This window comes from Zunongwangia profunda SM-A87 (genome assembly GCF_000023465.1).
GTDB lineage: Bacteria > Bacteroidota > Bacteroidia > Flavobacteriales > Flavobacteriaceae > Zunongwangia > Zunongwangia profunda.
This window is the reverse complement of the sequence record NC_014041.1, coordinates 1,908,769-1,928,357: the sequence shown is the minus strand read 5'-3', so window position 1 is coordinate 1,928,357 and position 19,589 is coordinate 1,908,769. Positions and strand designations below refer to the sequence as shown.

18 protein-coding genes are annotated in these 19,589 nt (G+C 35.4%); 11 read left to right on the top strand and 7 right to left on the bottom strand.

The features are described 5' to 3' along the window. The first annotated feature begins 63 nt into the window (after positions 1–63). Both ZPR_RS08460 and ZPR_RS08455 read left to right on the top strand, forming a co-directional pair. Positions 64–1,440, top strand: coding sequence for a hypothetical protein (locus ZPR_RS08460; RefSeq protein ID WP_013071246.1), 1,377 nt, complete (start codon positions 64–66; stop codon positions 1,438–1,440). A 10-nt stretch (positions 1,441–1,450) separates the two neighbouring features. After that, entirely contained in the window at positions 1,451–2,575 is a 1,125-nt protein-coding gene (locus ZPR_RS08455) for a DUF3800 domain-containing protein (protein ID WP_009779501.1), read from the top strand. Between the two features lie 20 nt (positions 2,576–2,595). On the opposite strand, the gene ZPR_RS08450 is transcribed toward ZPR_RS08455, so the two are convergent. The 6 genes from ZPR_RS08450 to ZPR_RS08425 all read right to left on the bottom strand — a co-directional run bounded on the left by ZPR_RS08450 (position 2,596) and on the right by ZPR_RS08425 (position 10,759). After that, complete coding sequence (locus ZPR_RS08450) at positions 2,596–3,780, bottom strand: Shedu immune nuclease family protein (RefSeq protein ID WP_009779500.1); 1,185 nt, start codon at positions 3,778–3,780, stop codon at positions 2,596–2,598. A 10-nt stretch (positions 3,781–3,790) separates the two neighbouring features. Further along, positions 3,791–4,744, bottom strand: coding sequence for a hypothetical protein (locus ZPR_RS08445; RefSeq protein ID WP_009779499.1), 954 nt, complete (start codon positions 4,742–4,744; stop codon positions 3,791–3,793). A gap of 23 nt (positions 4,745–4,767) precedes the next feature. After that, the gene (locus tag ZPR_RS22490) at positions 4,768–8,019 is read right to left on the bottom strand and encodes a ligand-binding sensor domain-containing protein (protein WP_148211692.1); all 3,252 of its coding nucleotides are present in this window, start codon (positions 8,017–8,019) and stop codon (positions 4,768–4,770) included. Continuing rightward, positions 8,016–8,663, bottom strand: a complete 648-nt coding sequence (locus ZPR_RS08435) for a condensin complex protein MksE (protein WP_009779497.1) — start codon at positions 8,661–8,663, stop codon at positions 8,016–8,018. Before ZPR_RS08435 ends, ZPR_RS22490 begins: the two co-directional genes overlap by 4 nt. After that, the gene (locus ZPR_RS08430) at positions 8,636–9,958 is read right to left on the bottom strand and encodes a hypothetical protein (RefSeq protein WP_009779496.1); all 1,323 of its coding nucleotides are present in this window, start codon (positions 9,956–9,958) and stop codon (positions 8,636–8,638) included. Before ZPR_RS08430 ends, ZPR_RS08435 begins: the two co-directional genes overlap by 28 nt. A gap of 165 nt (positions 9,959–10,123) precedes the next feature. After that, the gene (locus tag ZPR_RS08425) at positions 10,124–10,759 is read right to left on the bottom strand and encodes an N-acetylmuramoyl-L-alanine amidase family protein (RefSeq protein WP_013071244.1); all 636 of its coding nucleotides are present in this window, start codon (positions 10,757–10,759) and stop codon (positions 10,124–10,126) included. Positions 10,760–10,948: 189 nt separating this feature from the next. Between ZPR_RS08425 and ZPR_RS08420 the strand changes: the two genes are divergently transcribed. Genes ZPR_RS08420 through ZPR_RS08380 form a run of 9 tightly spaced genes read left to right on the top strand, consistent with a single transcriptional unit; the run spans position 10,949 to position 18,147 of the window. Further along, positions 10,949–11,233 (top strand): hypothetical protein, encoded by a 285-nt coding sequence (locus tag ZPR_RS08420; RefSeq protein ID WP_009779494.1) that lies wholly within the window; start codon positions 10,949–10,951, stop codon positions 11,231–11,233. Then, complete coding sequence (locus ZPR_RS08415; protein WP_041578794.1) at positions 11,233–11,511, top strand: hypothetical protein; 279 nt, start codon at positions 11,233–11,235, stop codon at positions 11,509–11,511. Before ZPR_RS08420 ends, ZPR_RS08415 begins: the two co-directional genes overlap by 1 nt. Further along, complete coding sequence (locus ZPR_RS08410; RefSeq protein WP_013071243.1) at positions 11,504–13,906, top strand: TraG family conjugative transposon ATPase; 2,403 nt, start codon at positions 11,504–11,506, stop codon at positions 13,904–13,906. The genes ZPR_RS08415 and ZPR_RS08410 overlap by 8 nt, the downstream gene beginning before the upstream one ends. 4 nt (positions 13,907–13,910) lie before the next feature. Further along, positions 13,911–14,486, top strand: a complete 576-nt coding sequence (locus tag ZPR_RS08405) for a hypothetical protein (protein ID WP_013071242.1) — start codon at positions 13,911–13,913, stop codon at positions 14,484–14,486. Between the two features lie 2 nt (positions 14,487–14,488). Continuing rightward, positions 14,489–15,331, top strand: coding sequence for a hypothetical protein (locus ZPR_RS08400; protein ID WP_013071241.1), 843 nt, complete (start codon positions 14,489–14,491; stop codon positions 15,329–15,331). Positions 15,332–15,342: 11 nt separating this feature from the next. Continuing rightward, a complete protein-coding gene (locus ZPR_RS08395) occupies positions 15,343–15,957 on the top strand; it encodes a conjugal transfer protein TraK (RefSeq protein ID WP_013071240.1) in 615 nt (204 codons plus the stop codon). 30 nt (positions 15,958–15,987) lie between these two features. Next, positions 15,988–16,917 carry a conjugative transposon protein TraM gene (gene traM, locus ZPR_RS08390; RefSeq protein WP_009779488.1) on the top strand — a complete coding sequence of 310 codons (930 nt, stop codon included), beginning with the start codon at positions 15,988–15,990 and terminating at the stop codon, positions 16,915–16,917. After that, the gene (locus ZPR_RS08385) at positions 16,914–17,768 is read left to right on the top strand and encodes a DUF4138 domain-containing protein (RefSeq protein ID WP_009779487.1); all 855 of its coding nucleotides are present in this window, start codon (positions 16,914–16,916) and stop codon (positions 17,766–17,768) included. The genes traM and ZPR_RS08385 overlap by 4 nt, the downstream gene beginning before the upstream one ends. A 7-nt stretch (positions 17,769–17,775) precedes the next feature. Beyond that, complete coding sequence (locus ZPR_RS08380; RefSeq protein ID WP_009779486.1) at positions 17,776–18,147, top strand: hypothetical protein; 372 nt, start codon at positions 17,776–17,778, stop codon at positions 18,145–18,147. Between the two features lie 5 nt (positions 18,148–18,152). On the opposite strand, the gene ZPR_RS08375 is transcribed toward ZPR_RS08380, so the two are convergent. Beyond that, on the bottom strand, positions 18,153–19,523 hold the full coding sequence (locus tag ZPR_RS08375; RefSeq protein ID WP_009779485.1) for an RNA-binding domain-containing protein: 1,371 nt from the start codon (positions 19,521–19,523) through the stop codon (positions 18,153–18,155). Between the last annotated feature and the right edge of the window lie 66 nt (positions 19,524–19,589).

Below are 19,589 nucleotides of genomic sequence, written 5' to 3'. Positions count from 1 at the left end.
TTTTGATTTTAAAACAATTTTTAGATATTACGACTTGATCTTCAATAATCTGAACCATTGTTTATGAAAAAAATAATACCTATCAAAATAATAGAAATTAATAAAAATCGCTTCGATATTTTTATGCTTTTTACAAGGCATCCGTTTATAAATTTTCTTGCCAAAGAACTACACTATTATACTAATGACACTAACACTATTTTAGGGGTTGTTATTCTTGACTATACAGACAAAGACTATAATTACATACTAATGGCAAGGGATGAAAATAGGCAGTTTCGCGCATTTGAAATCAAAACAGATTACACTACAGAAGAAAAATGCATAACCGCTCTAACTAATTCAATGAAGTGGCATAGTTCTCAAAATTTGACTATTGTTGAACAAGGTGGCCCTCCAAAAGGCCTTAAGCTATTCGAGGTAAATCAATCACCAGAAAAACTTCATCCTTATTTCAAGAACCTCAAAAACAGTAAAGGTTCAAAAGCTTCAAAACAAGCTATTATAGAAATATCTAATCATTTAGATGATATAGATGGTAATTTTGTAGAACAATTTCAATCCATAAATGGATTTGATGCACGTCTTTGGGAGCTATATCTTTTTGCTTCCTTCATAGAATTAGAATTTGAAATGCTTAGAGAATTTAATAGACCTGACTTTTTGATTAAAAAAGATGACTTAACTATTGCTGTAGAAGCAGTTATTTTAGGTCGTAAAAATGATCCTCCTAAACTAGTCCATATACAACCTCGTTCAACTACTCTACAGGACATTGAAGAAAAGCTAAAAAATGAAACTCCTCTGCGTTATGGTAGTGCTCTTTACTCTAAATTGAGAAAGGAATATTGGAAACTTGACCACGTAAAGAACAGGCCTCTTGTTTTTGCAATCGCAGATTTTCATAGCGACGCCTCTATGATATGGTCTTTTGTTGCTCTTACAGAGTATCTATATGGTCATAAGCAAATTTCTGAGAAAGATGAGAAGGGTAAAGAAATCATCAAGACTGTAAAAGCAAATAGTTACACCAAGCCTTCAGGAAAAATAATCCCAACAGGTTTTTTTGACCAACCTGATACTGAATATGTAAGTGCGATACTATTTTCAGCTACAGGTACCTTAGCCAAATTCACACGTATGGGAATTCAAGCTGGCTTTGCAGAAGAGGGACAGATAGTTATTCGAATAGGAGATTGTGTAAATCCAGACCCACAAAGTTTTGACCCAATTTCATTTAAATATAAGGTCTCAGAGGACACAAAAGAGACTTGGCGAGAAGGTTTAAACTTATTTCATAATCCGAAAGCAAAACACCCTATTGATATGGAATACTTTCCAAATATAGGACATCACAAATTCATAGATGGAGAATTAATAAGTTATACGCCAGATTTCCATCCTTATGCTTCAATGAATTACAACACAATTACCACATAATAAATTCATAATGGATTTTCCCATAAACAAAATAAGAGATGGTCAGAAATCACTCGCTCCACATATCAACTTTGATGGAAAATATCATTTTTTCTATGATGAATCCAATAACCCGAGAAAACTATACACCAAAGAAACAGATTTCAACTCCTCAATAACTGGTAGTTTTGTTTTGGGTGGAATAGTTGATGCTGGGAATGTATTCAACTTCAAAGAGCTTAAGGATTCTTTACAATTGCAAAAAAATGTAAAGGAAATCAAGTTCAAACATTTAGCTAGTGGCGATTTTATAAGTTGCTTAAACTCTCAAAAAATAAATACCTATCTACAATTTATTGATAATGAAGATATATTAGTTCATCTTTCTAGTATTAATCTTTTGTATTATTCTATAGTTGATATTGTGGATTCTGCACTTATGAATCGTAAAGAATTGTTAGACCGTGGACCTCATTTTATTGCAGAGCTAAAAGATGTTATGCACCAAGTTCTTAGAGAACACTTAGATGAAACTAGAGCTCTATTTTTTGATTTTAAATACCCAAACATAAGTGAGGAAGATATTCCTGAATTTATAATAAAAATTATAGCTATAACCAGCTATGACAATGAAAATGTAAAAAATCAGAAAAGTCTAAAAATTCTCAAAGAAATACTTGACTTTTCAGGTATGGAGCGAAAAATGCCTTTTCTAGGCGGAGAAAAAGATAATATGTTAATAGAAGAGTTTTACCAGTTTTACATCAAACAAATTTATATGTTCAAAAACTCTACACATACGTTTGACAATGAAGATGCCATCCAAAAAATTATAGGTCGATTTAATCTTATTGATGGAAAAAGGACTTTGAACAACTATGTATTCAAAGATTCAAAATCAGAAATTATGATTCAATTTTCCGATATCATAGTAGGCTTAACCTCTAAATATCATAGTTTCATAAATAATCATCCTGAAAAACTAATAATCTCAGAGTTTGAAAAATTAAATGATTTACAAAAAAGCAATCTTCAGCTTTACGTGAAGATTATTTCTAAATCTGATAACCACAATCCAGGCTTTTTTCATCAAATAACTGGTACAACTGAACAAAGCAGAATGCACACCCTTAATACTCTCATTGAGCAAGAATAGATTCTCAAATTCCAAAAATCTTATATCCGTTCTAGCTGCGCCAACATTATTTCCATTCTACGCATTAAATCGTCGTATGTAAAAATATCTATTATGTTCTTGTACTTCCTTTTAATTATCTCAAAATCTGAAAGTTGACTTTCTGTTAGGTTATTATCTCTTCCCATAATAATCATTCCATTCGGGTTTGTAATCTTAATTTTCAATTTTTCTGGTAGTTGGTCTTTGTATTTTTCAGTCAATCTTTTTTCCCCGTTTGCCCCAGTTTTGTTTAAATAAAATATGTATTTCTCTATTTGCATTATTGTTCCAGATAAATCCTTATTTGGAATGTGATTATCTCTGTAAGGGTTAGCCGATACGATGTTCTTATCAAAAGGAATTTTTATTTCAACAATGTCTAGATTCCCCATAAAATCGATTAATCCGTAATCTAGTCTTCTGGTTTTGTTATTGTAGATGTCCTTAAACTTTACTTCGTCAAATACCGCGATGTATTTAGGAAATAGTAATAATATTATTTCAATAATTTCAGCTTGCCATTGATGTTCTGTGTACTTCACTTCATTGGAAAGCATTTCCTTTAGTTTCTCTAAAAGCGTTTGATATTTGACAATATCGGCTTCCCGAAACGTTTTTCTTAAGTTGCTACCATAGTTGGGTGTTTTATTGTTTAGATAGTTTTGATAAGATTCTTCCTTATCTGTAATATAGTCAAAATAATTCTTTAAAACTGATGTGACTTTTGCCTGACGATATAGGGTAATTTCGTGAGTAGTGGGGAAAATTTTAATGAGTTTTTCAAATTCTTCGATTGGTAATATAGTTTCTTTTGGACCACCAATATAAATGTCTTCTTGCAAATGTTTATCTATTTGCAACAGAAGTGAGGATTTAGATTTTACGAAAAAATAGTCGAGTTTAATATCCAAAGATTTATGAAAGAAAAATGTATTAGACACACCCAAAACTTCTCTGTAAACACCATAGTAGCCATCCATTAATTCGCCAATCTCAAAGAAGTACTCAGATTCTTGAAATTCATTTTCAATCTTTTTAAGTAGAGACTTACTTCCTACATTAAAAATATGCTTGATTTTAAAAGGAATTAGCGTTTCTAATTTCTTATCTAGCCATTCCGTAGGCTCATAGTCGGAATAGTATTTTAATACAAGTTTTGAATCTATTTTTTCTATCTCTACCAAATCTTTATTTTTAATTTAAACTTTTCATTCCCAGAAGTTCTAACAAATCCATTGATTCTTCTTCTACCCATATATTATCTTGAATCAAGTTGTTAATTATGTCTTGTTGTTGCACAGAAAAGTTCTCTTTTTTTAATCCTGAAAATTCCTTTTTGCGCCACTTACTATTGTGGTGTGGTGAATCTACAGGTAGTGCATTATCTAATGTGGTAGGTTCAACTAGTCTTATTTCTTTTCCTTTTTCCTGAAAGATGCCTTTTATTCTAGAATAAATAGATAGTCCGTGATGGTCCCAATCGCAAAAATAAAAGAGAGGTAATTCTATTTTCTTCGCAGAAATATCCTTTAAAGGATTTGTATTATTACCGCCTACGTACCATAACTCAATGTTATTTTGTTTGTATTCATAAGGCACTTTAAGGCAGGCTATGTTTTCGCAAATAACAACCAACTTAGGATCTTCACAATCGACTACAAATCGCCATTGAGCATTCTTCGGGTCTTTCTCTGGAAATTCATCAATCTCTAAAAGCTGTAATACGGCATTGCGCAAACTGGGTTTATTAGTTAAATATTTAGCACCTTTACCCTTGAAGACTCTTGTTGAAAATGTATATTCGGTTGTTAGATTCTTCTTCAGCTGGTCTTTTTGATAATAAATGAAAGCCAAACTTTTTAAATCGTCTTCATTGTAGGTTTTGTGGGCGTTACTTTCTAATCCCGCTTTTTCAAAAAACTTGGAATAGTACTCAAAGTAGCTCAAAAATTCCTCTTTGTAATAGTCCTTATAACCATATTTGGCTTCCAATATTTTAGGATTGCCCATTTTTGGTTTTATTAGCTTTTTCTGCCTCATCAATACTTGTTTGATAAAACTATTATTCTCGATTCTAAGGTTAGTTCTACCCTTCTCGTACAACTGGTTAAGACCAATTAAATATTTCCACTCTACGTTTTTCTTCATTATGGCAATGAGCAGTTTTCCAGTTAATTTAAGTTATCATCAAAATCCCCAAATATTGGAACTGGTTCATAATTTACTTTATCAGATTCTTCTAGATTATTATGAAGTAAGTAGATATACTGGTTTAGCATATCAACTTTATAAGGCTGAATTGACAACGAAATAATCTGGTAATCATTAGCTTTGGCGATATCGTAAAGCATATCGAAATTACTTCCTAGACCAGCAGCCTCGTCAATAGGCATAAACCTTATCCCATCCCTTACTTTGTCCTTGGCAACTCTATTAATTAGTGATAGCCTAGCAATACATAAAAGTGCAATTGCTGCATAGGTCTGACTCGTGCTTCCTGGATTGGTTTTTCCGTGCAAGGATTTGATAGTAAAGTTTAACCCATAATATGATTTAGGGTTGAGTAATTCTATAATTTTAGGCTTTAAATTTCTAGAACCGCCACATCTATAAAATGCTTCCTGCATTTTTTCTTCTAGCGATGTATATTTTTCTAATTCATTAGAAACGCCCTGTAAATCATTGAATAGATTATTCTCACTTGATACTCGAATGTCTTCCCGTATTTTATCAATAAAATCTTCCATCCACTCTTTAGGATAGCTATTTTCAAAATTAATAGACAATTTAGCTCTGTGACCGCCAGTTATCGTCTTATCATCTGCATCTATAAAATCCCTAATTTTTCTTGAGTAATATATCTGTTCACTTACTTCATTACGAACCTTATCCACTATACTCGTTAGTTTTTGAAGTTTTCTTATGTTGAGCTGCTTATTCTTGATGTTGATATCATTGAGTAACTTTTTTATACGTGGAATGATTTCATCATCTTCTAAATCCTTCTCTGAAAAAATCTCTGGTGGTAGAATTTCAGAGCATATTTGTCTAAAATCATCTGTTTCTAAATAGCGATTGGCTTTTTCTTTCAAAAATTCCTTTATCACTAAAACGTATTTAGTATTGTAGTGTTTTTGACATTCTGCATTTAGGGTATCCTTTTCTTCTAATAAATCTGAAGAAAGTTCAATCTCATCCTGATAAGTTTCTGAAGTGATTTTTGGATGGTCAGCAATTAATTTTTGCAAATCTGTCTTAAAAACATCTATTGCTTTGTCTTCAAATTTTAAATCTTCAACAGCTATTTCATTTTTTATCTCTTCTTGAAGCTTTGAAACAAAAGTGTCATAGAAATCTTTTTTTTGAACTAACGTTTTTTTCAATCTGACAAAACCATTCGTATCTTTTACTTCATAGTTATATTTTACGGTTAGTTGGTTAACATCTTCTTCGATTTCAGGAATTGAAATTGTTTTTAGGTTTGTCTCTAACCCCTTAATTAACGAAATATTTTCAGAACGCTTTTCATCTATCTTCTTATAGACCTTATTTGCCATTCTTAAACCGTCATCTATCAGTTCATCTTCATCCAGTAATTTCAAATATTGCTTTATGGTATCTGGGGTTTCCCCAAACAGTTCGTGCTTGTCAAACTTAGAGTTAACATCTTTTGATTCCCAAGACAAAAGATATGTTGATGCGTTTTCCAAGTTATTTAAAAGCTCTTTTAAAATTGTCCAACTCTTCAATTCCTTTTCTAAATCTTTAATATCATTTTCTAAAGTTGTTTTTTGTTTTGAAAAATAATCTTTGATTTTATCTGAGTTACCCGTATCAAAAATTGGTTTTTTTACATACGGAATATACTCGCGAACCCCACCCAAGTCTATCCAAAAACCATCATCTTGATCCTTTGTGATTTGCAGATTTTTAATGAGCAGTTTTGGCTCTGGAATATATCTTTCCTTTATCCCGTTTGTAGGTTCTTCGGTGGTAATATTATCGTTTTGATATTTGTGAACTACACTTTCCTCTTTTAAGTTCAACTTCCGTTTGAGATTTAATGCCCAATGCGCAAGTGAAGCGGTATCGTCCAAATTGTTTAGCACTTTGAGTTTCCTTTTTTCTTCTAGTGAAGACTCAAATCCCTTTATCGTTTCGGCGATATTCAATAAAGTGCTCTTGTCAAGCTTATCATTGTTCCCGAAGAAGCCGTAGATATTATTATACTTTAGTAAGGACTTTAATTGTGCTATTCGCTCAATGTCCTGCTTGTTTTTATGATAACTGTGATAATGTTCTGAAAGTTCTTCCCCTGTCTTTTCAAAATATTGCATCCAAGAAAAATACTTTTTCAAATTCTTGCTTTTTCCTTGCCATATCATCCTTTCCGCAGAAGCCTTTTCAAAGTCTTCGTCTAGAGCAGGTATATTTAATTTCAGCTCTTCAACTTTAGTTTCTGCAAAATTCTTAAGTCCATTTAATGTGTTTCGATTATTAAAAAAGGCATCTAACTTTTCAGTCATTTTACCATTAGATAGATTTATCTGCTGATTTAAATAATGAAATTTTGTGTTTAAAAATTCGCTCTTTGCTTTGTCCCTTTTCTTTTTCAGATTGAGAAGATCTTGCAGCTCTGTCTGCTTGTGGGTTAACATATCTATCTCATCCCTGTTAGATTCAAACTGACGGATATCGCCACTCAATTCTTCAACAGCTTTATCAAATTCTAGTTTCAGCTCTTTTTCTTTGTCACTTCCGAATAGAAATTCCTGAATTTTTTCGCTTTTCTTGATGTCTAAAGATTCTCTAGAGAATGCCTGAATGATTTTAGCATAGCTCTTTAGTGATTCTTGGTTGATGGACAAGTCAACCGGTATAATAAAGTTTTCAAACAACAGTTTGTGAAACTTGTCTGGTCGTGTCCAAGATTCGCATACATATCCTTTGGTGTCGAATATGTGATTTTTTAAATCTTCTATTGGTAAAATACTGTTGTCCTTTAGAAAATCTGAAAAACTAAGGGCTTTACTAAATGGAAGCAATTCATCTTCTGGTTCAAAATTTTCTCCTTGCTGAATAATAAAAGAACGTGAGCTTCCGGTACTTTCAAGATATATACCTATAACTACAAAGGCATCTTTTTCGAGTTTTATATTGATAAAAGCGTAACCCATATCTGTACCTTTACCAGATGTCCTTAACACCATAGTTTTGGGTTTCCTTGGCTCACTACTATCTGTAGGTGAATGAAAGGCAGCAGAACCTACAAAAATGAGTTGCAAAATATCTGCAATCATACTCTTACCAGAACCACCTTCGCCAACAAAATCTGTTCTGAATGGATTAAAATCATAATCAAATGATTGATGATGCACGATGCCCAAAGTAGATAGTCTTTTTATTCTAGGGTATCTCTTCATTTCAATTCATTTAGAGTTTCATCTATATTATTTATGTGGTCTTCGTGTATGGCAATCAACCTATCGAAAGCTGGTAACAGGTCGAACTCATCATCCTTTAATGTTACCCAACCAATTTTTTTGAATTCTCTAAGTGCAGATTCTACAGTTGAATCTATGGCATCGTCATTTAAATTCCCGGGATTGGTATTCCTTGATTTTGCAATCAATCTGTAAATACCAGGTTTTAAATCTTCGTAATCGGTCCTAATCTTTTTTTGCAAGTCTTCTACCGAAGCCACATCAATTTGATTATCAATGAAAAAAATCTTGTAAATGATAAAGCCAATTATAACGTGTTCGCTCTTCATATGATATCTATGCCCAGCATCTATTTGACCCCTTGTGTTACCAATAAAATCTAAGTAGTAATAACCTCTTGTTTCGGTACCGCCAAATGTCAATTCAACATTAAATAAAAACTGGTAGTACGCTTTTAAGCTATCTACATTAGAGTAGATGTAATTGTAATATCTTGCCTGACTTCCTTCCCTTTGAAAATGTACACCATCCTTCAACATATAGTCTAAGGAAGCAAATAGTTCTTCTGTATCAGGATGGTCTAAAAACTGTACCCTTATATCTTTTGTATGTTCATCTTCCATAAACTAATATGCTCTATTTTACTGTTGGTCTGTTTAGTTTTATTCATTTTAAAATCAAATCTTTTTGATTTACGTGCTTGTTGTATTGAACTGTATATTGCACTTACAGCTATCTGTCCATCATTAGTATCTTCCATAATTTCAAAGAACGTTGCGGATAAATCGATGCCACCTCTTAATTCTATTTCGGCAATAATGTGTTGTTCCCATTTTCTAATCAAATCCTGTTGAGTGAGTACTTTTAATATACTTTTTGTGTTTTCCTCAATCTTAACTTCATTTGATTTGTAAGAAACTCTTTTTTTTGGCTTAGAGGGAAATAATTCTCTTTCTCGCTCAACAATGGTAAAATTAGGGGTGTCTATATGCAAAACTGGATTCAGTACCGACTTTGGTAAAACCGTATCCTTTTTACCGGTCACGGTACTCTTATCTAATAGAAAATGTAGAAACTTTTCAATCTTGCTGTTGAACTGAGGTCTATTTAGGATAGAAAATAAATGTCTAATCTTTGGTTGAATCCTATCTAATTTTCCATCTATAGAATCCAGTCTCTCGTTGAGATATTTGATAAAGAAGTGAACATCTGCTATTAAATCATCTGCTTCTGAATCTGTATCTTCTCGTTTTTCTAGGATTGAGCGTATCACTTTAGTTTCAGAATACGCGGCTGCTAATTCTTTACTCTGATCTTGTGCTTTATCTAGATTGCTTTCTACTTCTCGCAAGAGTTCAATAAAATTCTTATCGGAATTTGTGGTATTGTTTTTAAGTTTATTTACAGATTCAATAATCTGTCTGTCCAAAAAGTCTACCTGTTCCCGAAGATCAGGTTCATATTTTTTGAATTCTGATTTGAGCCAAAACTTTAAATCCTCTAAAGTTTCTCTTTGTTTTAATGAAGCTGTAAGAAGACTACAAATCTTTTCAATATGAGTTGGATTAAAGTTACCCTCTAAAGTTTCCTTTGCATAGGCATAGAACCTATGTGCATAATCCTTAAAGTAATATTTTTGAGTTTCTTGGTTGTAGTCTAAAAAGTATTCCTGAAGATCTTTAATATGTTCACTGTAAATTTCTTTTGGGTATCTCTCGTTTGGTTTGCTTATTTGCGCAAACGCATCGTGAAGATCCTTTTCGATGAATTTTCCATCTGGTAGCGTTTTGTTTTCAATTTTCTCAAATAAAACCATAACTGCCAACCCGACTTCCTTCTTTGGAAAAAGTAGTTGGTAAACACCAGGTTCTTTAATTTCTTTTACAAAATCAAAATTTATATTGTTGTTATCATTCAATTCTTATGCTTCATCCATTTTAAGGGAAAAATCTCATAAAGATAATTAAATAACTTTTCCTTTATTTACGGTTATCCACATTTCTAATAAATAGCAACTTTAATTCTAAAAACAAACGACATAAGGTTGATTTAATACATAGAATTACTTCTTTAAATAGTTCGTTCATCTTTTATATTTTATTGATTCATATATTAAATAAGCTATGATTTTAATTCTATTCGAATTTGACAAGTACATATTCTCATCCCAATTACTCAAAAACCCCAATTCTAATAATAATGACGAGCAATAAGCAATGGTTTCACGCAACACCTGAAAATTTGCAAACTTCACACCCCTACTTTCAAAACCAAGTTTTTTTTTAAGGTCTGCCTGTAGTTGAAAAGCTAACCAAATGGCTTCTTCCGAAAACTCAGAATTTTGATTAGCCACGTAAACTTCAACCCTTCTTGAATGTACATTATCCGAATGATTGCAATGTAAGGACACGAACAAATCAGCTTTAAGGACTTTGGCCAACTTCGTTCTATCCGATATAGAAATGAGGGTATCGGTGTGCCTTGTCAAATAAATGTCCAAAGTTTTATCCAACTCATCATTTAGCTTCAAAATGGCATTTGCGATATTCAACGCAACATCCTTTTCTTGGATGCCATTTATACCGATTGCACCCGAATCTTTTCCACCGTGGCCAGGGTCAATTACGACTATCTTTTTTGTGTCCAAATTCTGACACAAAAGGATGCAACTTTTGAGAAGCAAAATCATAAAACTGACGTTTTTGAGCCACTTTTTCATTTTCAATTTTTATGTTTTCAACAGTTCCACTTCAAAAATCCATACCATTTGATGCCAAATAATAGCAACGGAATTCAAACAAAACTAAATAATATTTTATTCACAAATATTTGATATTCAGTTATTTATAATCAAATATATGTAAATTTCCCATAACGAAAACATCACAAAAATTTAAACTGTTACGTTATGAAAAAATCACTCTATTTAGCATCTCTTTCGCTCTTATCCACTTCGCTATTTGCTCAAATTGGTGGCATTGAAGATTCGGTCGATGATGTTTCTAACACCATCCGAACTATTTTTCCAATCATATTAGGGGTTATTTTCCTCATCGGGTTCCTGTTTAACGCAGGACATTTCTTTGGCGAAAATGCTGATCTCAAAAAGGGGATTACCCGCGTTCTCGTTTTCGTTTTGATTGCAGGCGCTGTAGTCGGCATCTTCACATACTTAATCGGAATCGTTGTATAATGAAGCGGTTCGAGGTCTATAAAAACATCAGGAAAAGGGCAGTCATTTTCGGCTTGCCCATTTCCCTGTTTGCCTTAATGATGGTTTCCATTCTTGCCTCGCTATTAATCATCATTTTCTCTTTCAGCTTCGGGATGATTATAGGTGTACTGGTTTTTAATGCTGGGCTCTATGTGGCATTGACAAGAATAACCCACAACCCGAAGCTATTTCAAACTGCCAACGCATTCCCGAAAATTATCAGCAACAAAAGAAATTCAGGCTTCGACTATGAATAAGATTAACCTTTCTAAATATCAACCGATTACAGATATTCAGGACAATATCGTGTTTGCCAATAATGGCAATGTCGTTCTATGCTATGAAGGGAATCTACCTGAAATCTATTCCCTTTCAGAAAAGGACTTTGAGGATATGCACGGTGCTTGGTTTCAGGCTTTGAAATCTCTGCCTGTTGGGACTGTGGTTCACAAACAGGATATCTATTTGAAGAAACCCTATTCTTCAGAACAACTTCCAAATACAACCTTTCTGGAAAAAGTAACGCACGAGCATTTTAAAGGTCGTGGCCACATAGAACATAAATGCTATCTGTTCTTCATTTTGACCAAGAACAAGGCACTTAATAATTCAAAATACGTCAATCCATTTCGCAAGGTTTCTAAAGGAATTGTACAAGAACTGGATGACAACGTTAAAAGCTTTGTCAACTTTGTAAGCGATTCTGTTTCCTTCATCAACAATAGCCGAAAGATGGAATTTATTTCGCTTAAAGCGGAAGAGATTCAAAAGCTTACATATAGCTATTTCAATGGTTTCAACGAAGGCTTTGATACCGACATCATCTTAGATAAAAAAAGCGTCAATATTGGCGACAACCATTTTGATGCCCTGGCCATCAATAGCGAACTGTGCTTTGGCGAAAGTGTACAGAGTAGCAAGACCAATGAGAAATTCACTTCTGACGATTTTGTATTTCATCAAGGGTTTATTGATGGTTTGGGGCTTACGCTTAACGAAAATCATATCGTCAACCAGATTCTCTATCTCGACGACAAACAGAAGTGGCGCAAGCTGCTCGATAAAAAAGTAGAAGAGCTTAATAAAAGTTCAAATTTCGGTTCGCAGAACAAAGTAGTACTGGGTAAGATTCAGCACATTCTGGATCAAATCAATGCCGATGATAATGCCAGAATCATTCGTGGGCATCTGAACATCGTGTACTGGTCTAAAGATGCCAAAGAGCTTGATAAAATAACCTCAAAAATCAAGACTGAGTTTAAGGAACTCGATATCATCCCATACTATCCAAGAGGTGAAGAACGTAAAAATTACATTCTGAACAGTTACTGTTGTTTCTCTTCCAACTTTTCAAACAACGATTTATATGTCACAGACTTAAAGCACGCGCTTTGCCTGTTCATCAATAACACCAATTACAAATCCGACAATACCGGAATCATCTTCAATGACCGAGAGCATAATATTCCCGTTCTAAAGGATGTTTGGGACGAGCGCAAGAAACGCATCAAAGCTCGGAACTTCGCCATTTTCGCACCAACGGGCGAAGGCAAATCCTTTTTAGCCAATAACATTTTACGCCAGTATTTTGAAAGTGGTGTGCGATTGGTCATTATCGACCTTGGTGGATCTTACACCAAGTTTGCCAAACTCTACCCAGAAAAATACACAGTACTTCGCTATGAAAGCGGTAAGAATTTGGGTATCAATCCATTTTATATAAGTAACCAAAATGACTTGACACCAGAACGGTTGGAAGACCTGTCAGTTTTCTTATTTGAATTGTTTACTTCAGATTTAAAAGTCACAAAAGCACAATCGGTTTCGGTTAAAAAGATATTGCGCTACTATTACGATAGCACTTCAGAAAACCACTCTTTAGATGGTTTCTACAGCTTTATAGAAAGGAATCAGAAAGACCTTCTGGACACCTTGAAAATTCATCCCGACTACTTCAATGTCACAAGCTTCTTGCACGTAATGTCAGAGTATGTCGGCGATGGTCTATACAGTTTTCTATTCGAGGTTAGCGAAGACCAGACCTATAAAATTGAGGACAAAAGATTGATTGTTTTTGAACTTGACGAAGTAAAGGACAATAAGGAAATCCTGTCCGTGATGTTGAAGTTGATTAAGTCCGCCATCCAAAGAACCATTTGGAAAAACAGGGCAGAAAAAGGCATCATCCTATTTGACGAGTTCGCTAAGCAACTGAAGTTTGATAACGTATTGGAAAGCGTTGAGTTTTACTATCAAGCGATACGTAAACAGAACGGTGCAATTGGGATTATTCTGCAATCTATCAATCAGCTTCCGAACAACTCGACTTCCGCAAGCATCCTTGAAAACACACAGGTCATCTACAGTCTGAATAATGAAAAAGGCTATGACGGATTGGTCAAAAGACTCAATCTGTCCAGCCACGACCTGAACCAGTTAAAATCCATCAAGAACAACCTTACCGGACCACGCAAATACACCGAAATGTTCATCAAAATAGGTAGGGAAAGTAACATTTTTCGGTTGGAAGTCCCGAAGGAAGTCTACGCCGCTTACCTGACCGACGGTAAAGAAAATGAGGAAATAATGAAGCTCTACAATGAGCATCAGGATATGCAAAAAGCAATCATTCAATTCACATCTAAAACATAATATTATGAAGACAAAAATTTTAATTATCGCAACGGCATTCATCCTTTTACTGCCTGCACGCGCTGCGTGTCAGGGAATGCCAGTTTATGACAATACCAACTTTATCAGTTTGGTAAAACAACTTTTGGAATCCGGTAAACAGACGGCGGAAATGATTAAGTCCGTAAAATTCCTTAAGGATGCCAAAGAAGCAATTGAGAAAGTATCGAGCGTAGTGCAACAACTTAGAGCGGTTGAGGAAATCGCACAGAACAATCAGCGCCTTATCAATGTAATGCAAAATGATTTGCAGGATATTCTGAATTCGCCCTATATCAAACCCGAGGAAATTGATAGGGTTGTGGCCTCATTTGAAACCATTGTCCAAAATTCATTGGACACGGTTGATTTTATAGACGAAGTCTTATCCAGCGATTACTTAAAAATGAGTGATGCCGAACGTGCTGAAATATTGAAAGCAAAAGAACTGGAATCCAAACAAATGGTTTCTAACATCACTACAAAAACGAAACGCTATCGTGACATTATTTCTTTCAGAAAAATGCAGGATAAAGTCAATAACAGAGAAACAGAATATTAAAAATGACCGCGACCATCATTTTAGGGATTGGGTTGGAATACATCGATACGGTGTTTCAGACCATACAGGCCAGCGACTTTTCGCAATACACCATTGCCGGAATGAAAACGCTCGCTGTCCTATTCTTTTTGGTCAATATCCTTAAAAAATACAATGAAGGCATTGCAGACAAGGACGGCTACACTTGGGGACTGAGTCCGGGCGAACTGGCCAAGAATTTTGCCATTGTCCTACTGGTCATATTTTCAACGCAGGTGTTAGGATTCTTTGATGGGATATTGGTAGCCATCGAAGGACAATATAGGGGCACTGCACCTGCGTTACTTCCATTGCAAATGCAGGACATTCCATTAGAGGAAGATGTAAGTCTTTTTGATGCCGCAAGTTCGACAATGACGCTTTTGTATGAGGCATTGGTAACACCATTATACGGCTTTAAAATATTGGCTTTTATCCTAAGTACCATCCTCTGGATATTGGATTTGTTCATCTATCCGCTATTCTTGGCAGAACGCTTTTTCCTTTTGGGAATAATGCAGGCATTCTTCCCTTTGGTCATAAGCCTTGCCGTCTTTGAAAAGTTTCGTTCACTCGCCTATACATTCTTTAAACTCTATGCTGCCGTTTATATGCTCGTGCCAGCGTTCTTTCTGGTCAATGTATTTATCAATGCCATCTATACGGAAATCAATACCAATTTCTGGGTCAATCTCTTCGGAACCGATACAGGCCAGGGCTTTTTTGCACCTGTTGTTCAATTGGGCTCTGTTGGATTTATTGTCTTCTTAAAATTCAAATTGTACAGACGTGCCACATCCTTTACGCTCAGACTCTTTACCAACTAATTCAATTCAAAATGAAAATACCTTATAAGAATATTTATAACGTCCTAAAATTAAATCGGTTTATCGTTTTGGCAGTCGTTGTCTGTGCGTTATTGTCCAGCACCTTTTCAGTTTGGATGGTATTCAACACCAATCAAAAGGCGCTCAATAGTGCTTTTGCAATTAATACCGATGGTAGTATTATTCCGCTGAAACTCGTTACACAAAAAGAGAATTTCAGGGTGGAAGCTCTCGCACATCTGGAACTGTTTCACAACTACTTCTACAACATCGATGCGAGCAATTATGAACGGAATTTGGAAAAGGCGCTTTGGTTGGGCAATAGTTCTGTCGATAACTTATATCGCCAGAAAAAAGCAGATGGTGTCTATAATCGGTTACTACAATATTCGCTCGTTCAAAAAGTATTGAGTATTGATTCAAAAATTTCAGAAAGCAACGGTGTGTACAATTTCACTACGACGACCATTTTTGAAATCAATAGAGGCTCTATCATCGATACCTACGAATTGGTTTCCACCGGAAACCTAATTATGGTGGACCGGAACTTTCCCAATAATCCGCACGGACTTTTGATTACGAATTACTTCGAGAACACCTTAAAAAAACTGAATGATGAAAGTTGAGCCGATAATCGGCATTTAAAAACCACGATTATGAAAGTAGAAAAGAATAAAATAGTATTTGTAGCGGTATTGGCCGTGATTTTCATATTCCTCATTTCCTATTCCATAATGGTAATGGGCGATGATGATAGCGAGAATGAAAGCCTACAACAGACTTTAGTGCCTGATTTGGAAGAAGACCAAAAAGAATACGAGTCCAAGCTCGATGCGATTAACGACCTGAAGGAAGTGCGCGAAACTAATGCACCCAGCATCTATGATGAAAAGTTGATTGATTCCCTGGGCTTTTACGACCCAGATTTACCGGAACGTGAAAAAGAACGCATTGTTGATAGTATCTATGATGCTGGCAAAATTAAGTATTCCGAAAAGCGGTATCAAAATTTAGGGCAAAGGCGAGCTGTTCAACAAACAGTACCAAAGGTGGATTCAGCTGAAGTTAAAAGAGAACAAAAAATTGAAGCTAAAGAACTGGGCTTGGAACATCAACTATTCTTTGCCGCTGCGCCCAAACCCAATGAAGTTTCAATTATCGGCAATACAGACGAAACAATTTATGTAGTCGTGGATGGCGACCAAATTGTTCAGACAAATACCCGATTACGGATGCGCCTTACCAAAGCTGCTACAATAAATGGCAAACTGATGCCAAAGAACACACCGATTTTCGGATTTATCAGTTTTCAGCCCAATCGTGCCTTGATTGAAATTGAAAACATAAAGCACCATCCCACCAAACTCAAAGCCTTCGATTTGCAAGACGGTAGCGAGGGCATCTATGTTGAGAACAACTTTAGGGAAGAAGCAACCAGAGAGGTTCTCGATGATGTTATTGGTGATATAAATATCCCGAGTGTTCCACAAGTTGGCGGACTTACCCAAGTATTCAGGCGCTCTAACCGAAGGGTAAAAGTAACCGTACTGAACAATTACAGATTAATTCTAAAACCTAAATTATGAGAGCAAAAATTATAATATTAGCAATACTTATTTCCACTTTCGTACCTCGACTATGCTCGGCACAGGCTACAGCACAATCAATTATAGTACTCGATACCATTTATGCGAACGACACCAAGAATGTTGCGCTTTTCTTTCCAGAACCTATTCGGCAAGGCATAACCGGTTCAGATAATTTTGTCTTTACCTATAACCGTGAAAAAGAACAGTATTTCGGCCTGTTGCAAGCCAAGCCAGGAAAGGAAAGTAATTTACTGGTAGTCAACCGAAATGGTTCGGTTTTTTCGTATATTGTAAGGTATAAAAAACAGCTTTCTAAGCTCAATTATTTTATTCCGATATCAAGTAGTATCGGGAATGAAAAACCGACTGTAACCGATTCAATTCTTGCTGAATCCTCTGAAGAGCGTGTAGATAACAGAACCTATTATTACCAAAAATTCTGCTCGTATCTTCTCAATAGAAAACAGCGCATAGGTCGAATCAAAAAGCGGAATGAAGGCATTGTCTTAAGTATTGAGAATATCGTTTTTGATAAAGAAGAGCTGTACTTCGTTATCCAGATTGAGAATAATTCCACCTTGGATTACGATTTAAATTTCTTGAACCTTTCGATTGAAACTCGACAGAAAGGAAAAAGGAAATCATTACAACGCCTTTTTCAAGAGCCGATCTACAAACATAATCTGCCTTCAAAAATTGCAGAAGGTGAAACGGTACGGTTCGTTTATGTGTTGCCAAAATTTTCATTGTCCAATGACCGTAGGGCAATTTTAGAACTAAATGAAAAGGATGGTGAACGAAATATTGAAATGAAACTATCGCACAGATATATCAATAACCCAAATTAAAGTCACTATGAAAAATATTGGTGTTTTATTGCTCGTACTGCTGTTCCTTTCGTGTGCTGATTCCACAACTAAAGTTTCAGGACCAAGTGCTACAGCTCAAGTTGTTATCGAAAGCTTTTATGAAAAGGATAAAGAAGCCTTAAAGGCCAACTCGACACCACAGGCATATTCAAACTATATGAATACTATAAATATGTTCAATGCTACGCCAAAAGATGATTCCAAGTTTACTGTTTTGCAGGACACGATTATGGGTGATGTGGCTTGGGTAAAATATACAACAGCTTACGATAAAACCCCAGGTCTCTTTAAGCTGGTTAAGCAAAACGGGAAGTGGCTGGCAGATGCCAGAAGTTCAAAAGATAAATCGCCTTTTTGAAAAGCCTATTTATTTCTATCGAGATTGATTTCCCAATAGCCCTGTGTACCACCTTGACGTACCAAAACACCTTTGTTCTTAATAGCTGTTATATGTTTACCAACAGCAGATTCATTGATACCTAAAGCGTCTGCTATTTCATTGTAAGTTATAGAAGAATTAGCAGCTATAAGTTTAACTACTTCTTTTTGTCTTTTAGTAAGTGTAGTTGCGGCATCAATTCCAGCATCTGTTACACCACCTCTTACACCACCTATTTGACCACCTATTTGACCACCTTTTGCACCACCATCTTCAACAGTAGTTTCTTTGGCCTTAAATGTCATTCTAAGAAAGTTATCAGAAAAGCCAAAACTCTCTTTGCCATAGTGTTCCAAAATACGAGGGATGCCAGAACCCAATTGCTCTACCAGTTCCAAATCCTTGAAAATCCGCATCAGTTCTTTGTTGCGTGGCACGGAAAAACCTTCAAAAAATTCTTGCTTGCTCAAGCCTTCTGGAAGTCCACCAGCTGATGTAATTTCTATCCTGTCGGCAAAAATCTCAAACTTAGGTGTTATCTCATTGGTATAGTCGTTATGCACAAAAGCATTGATGATGGCTTCCCGTAAGGCGATGGGATTCCAAAGATTGGCTTGTTGCCGTTCCTTGGCTGTAATTTTTGTGGTTGTTCTGTTCTCGACGGCAATCTTATCAATGACCTGTTTGGTGGCTTTCACCAAACATTCGTGGCCATATTCGTTGCTTTCAATAAGGTCTGTACGGGTCTTGCCTGAATACTTGGCCACTTTAATAGAGGTATTGTTCTTGTCGGCCAAAAGATAACCTGCATAATTGAATGCGCCATCCTCAGTAAGCAGTTCCAGATTCTTTGCAAAGGCTTTGCCCAGATTATAGCCAGCTTCCTCATAGTAGATTTTCAACTGGCCAAAGTTCAGGTCTTGTCGTCCGGCTTTAATTTTGCTGATGGAATTTCGGGTACGCTTGGCAAAGAGCTCGTCTATCATTTTCTGTGGCATCGGCTCTGCAGATGAACCCATACGGATAAAATACCCCTTTTCGCTCATCCCATACTTTCTAAGATGATAAGGTTTTTCAGGACCGCTGGCCACAATGATTTTGAGGATGTCCTTACCTTCTCGTTCTTCGCTCACGATGTCAAAAAGTCCCAAAGCTGAAGGCCGGATGTTGTTCTTCAGCCTATCCTTAATTTTAAGTTGGTCGCCATCCGCATCTGCCAAACCGTAGGTGTTTCCGTCTTTATTTATACCTACGTATAGAATGCCACCTTCACGGTAGTTGAGAAATGCAATAACCTCTTTTTCAAGTCCATCGGACAATTCTCGTTTGTATTCTATGCGGTTTGTTTCTGGCATTCTTTAATTAAAAATCGAACAGTAAAGATATTGAAATTAAATTGTGGGAATTGGTTTTAACAACCA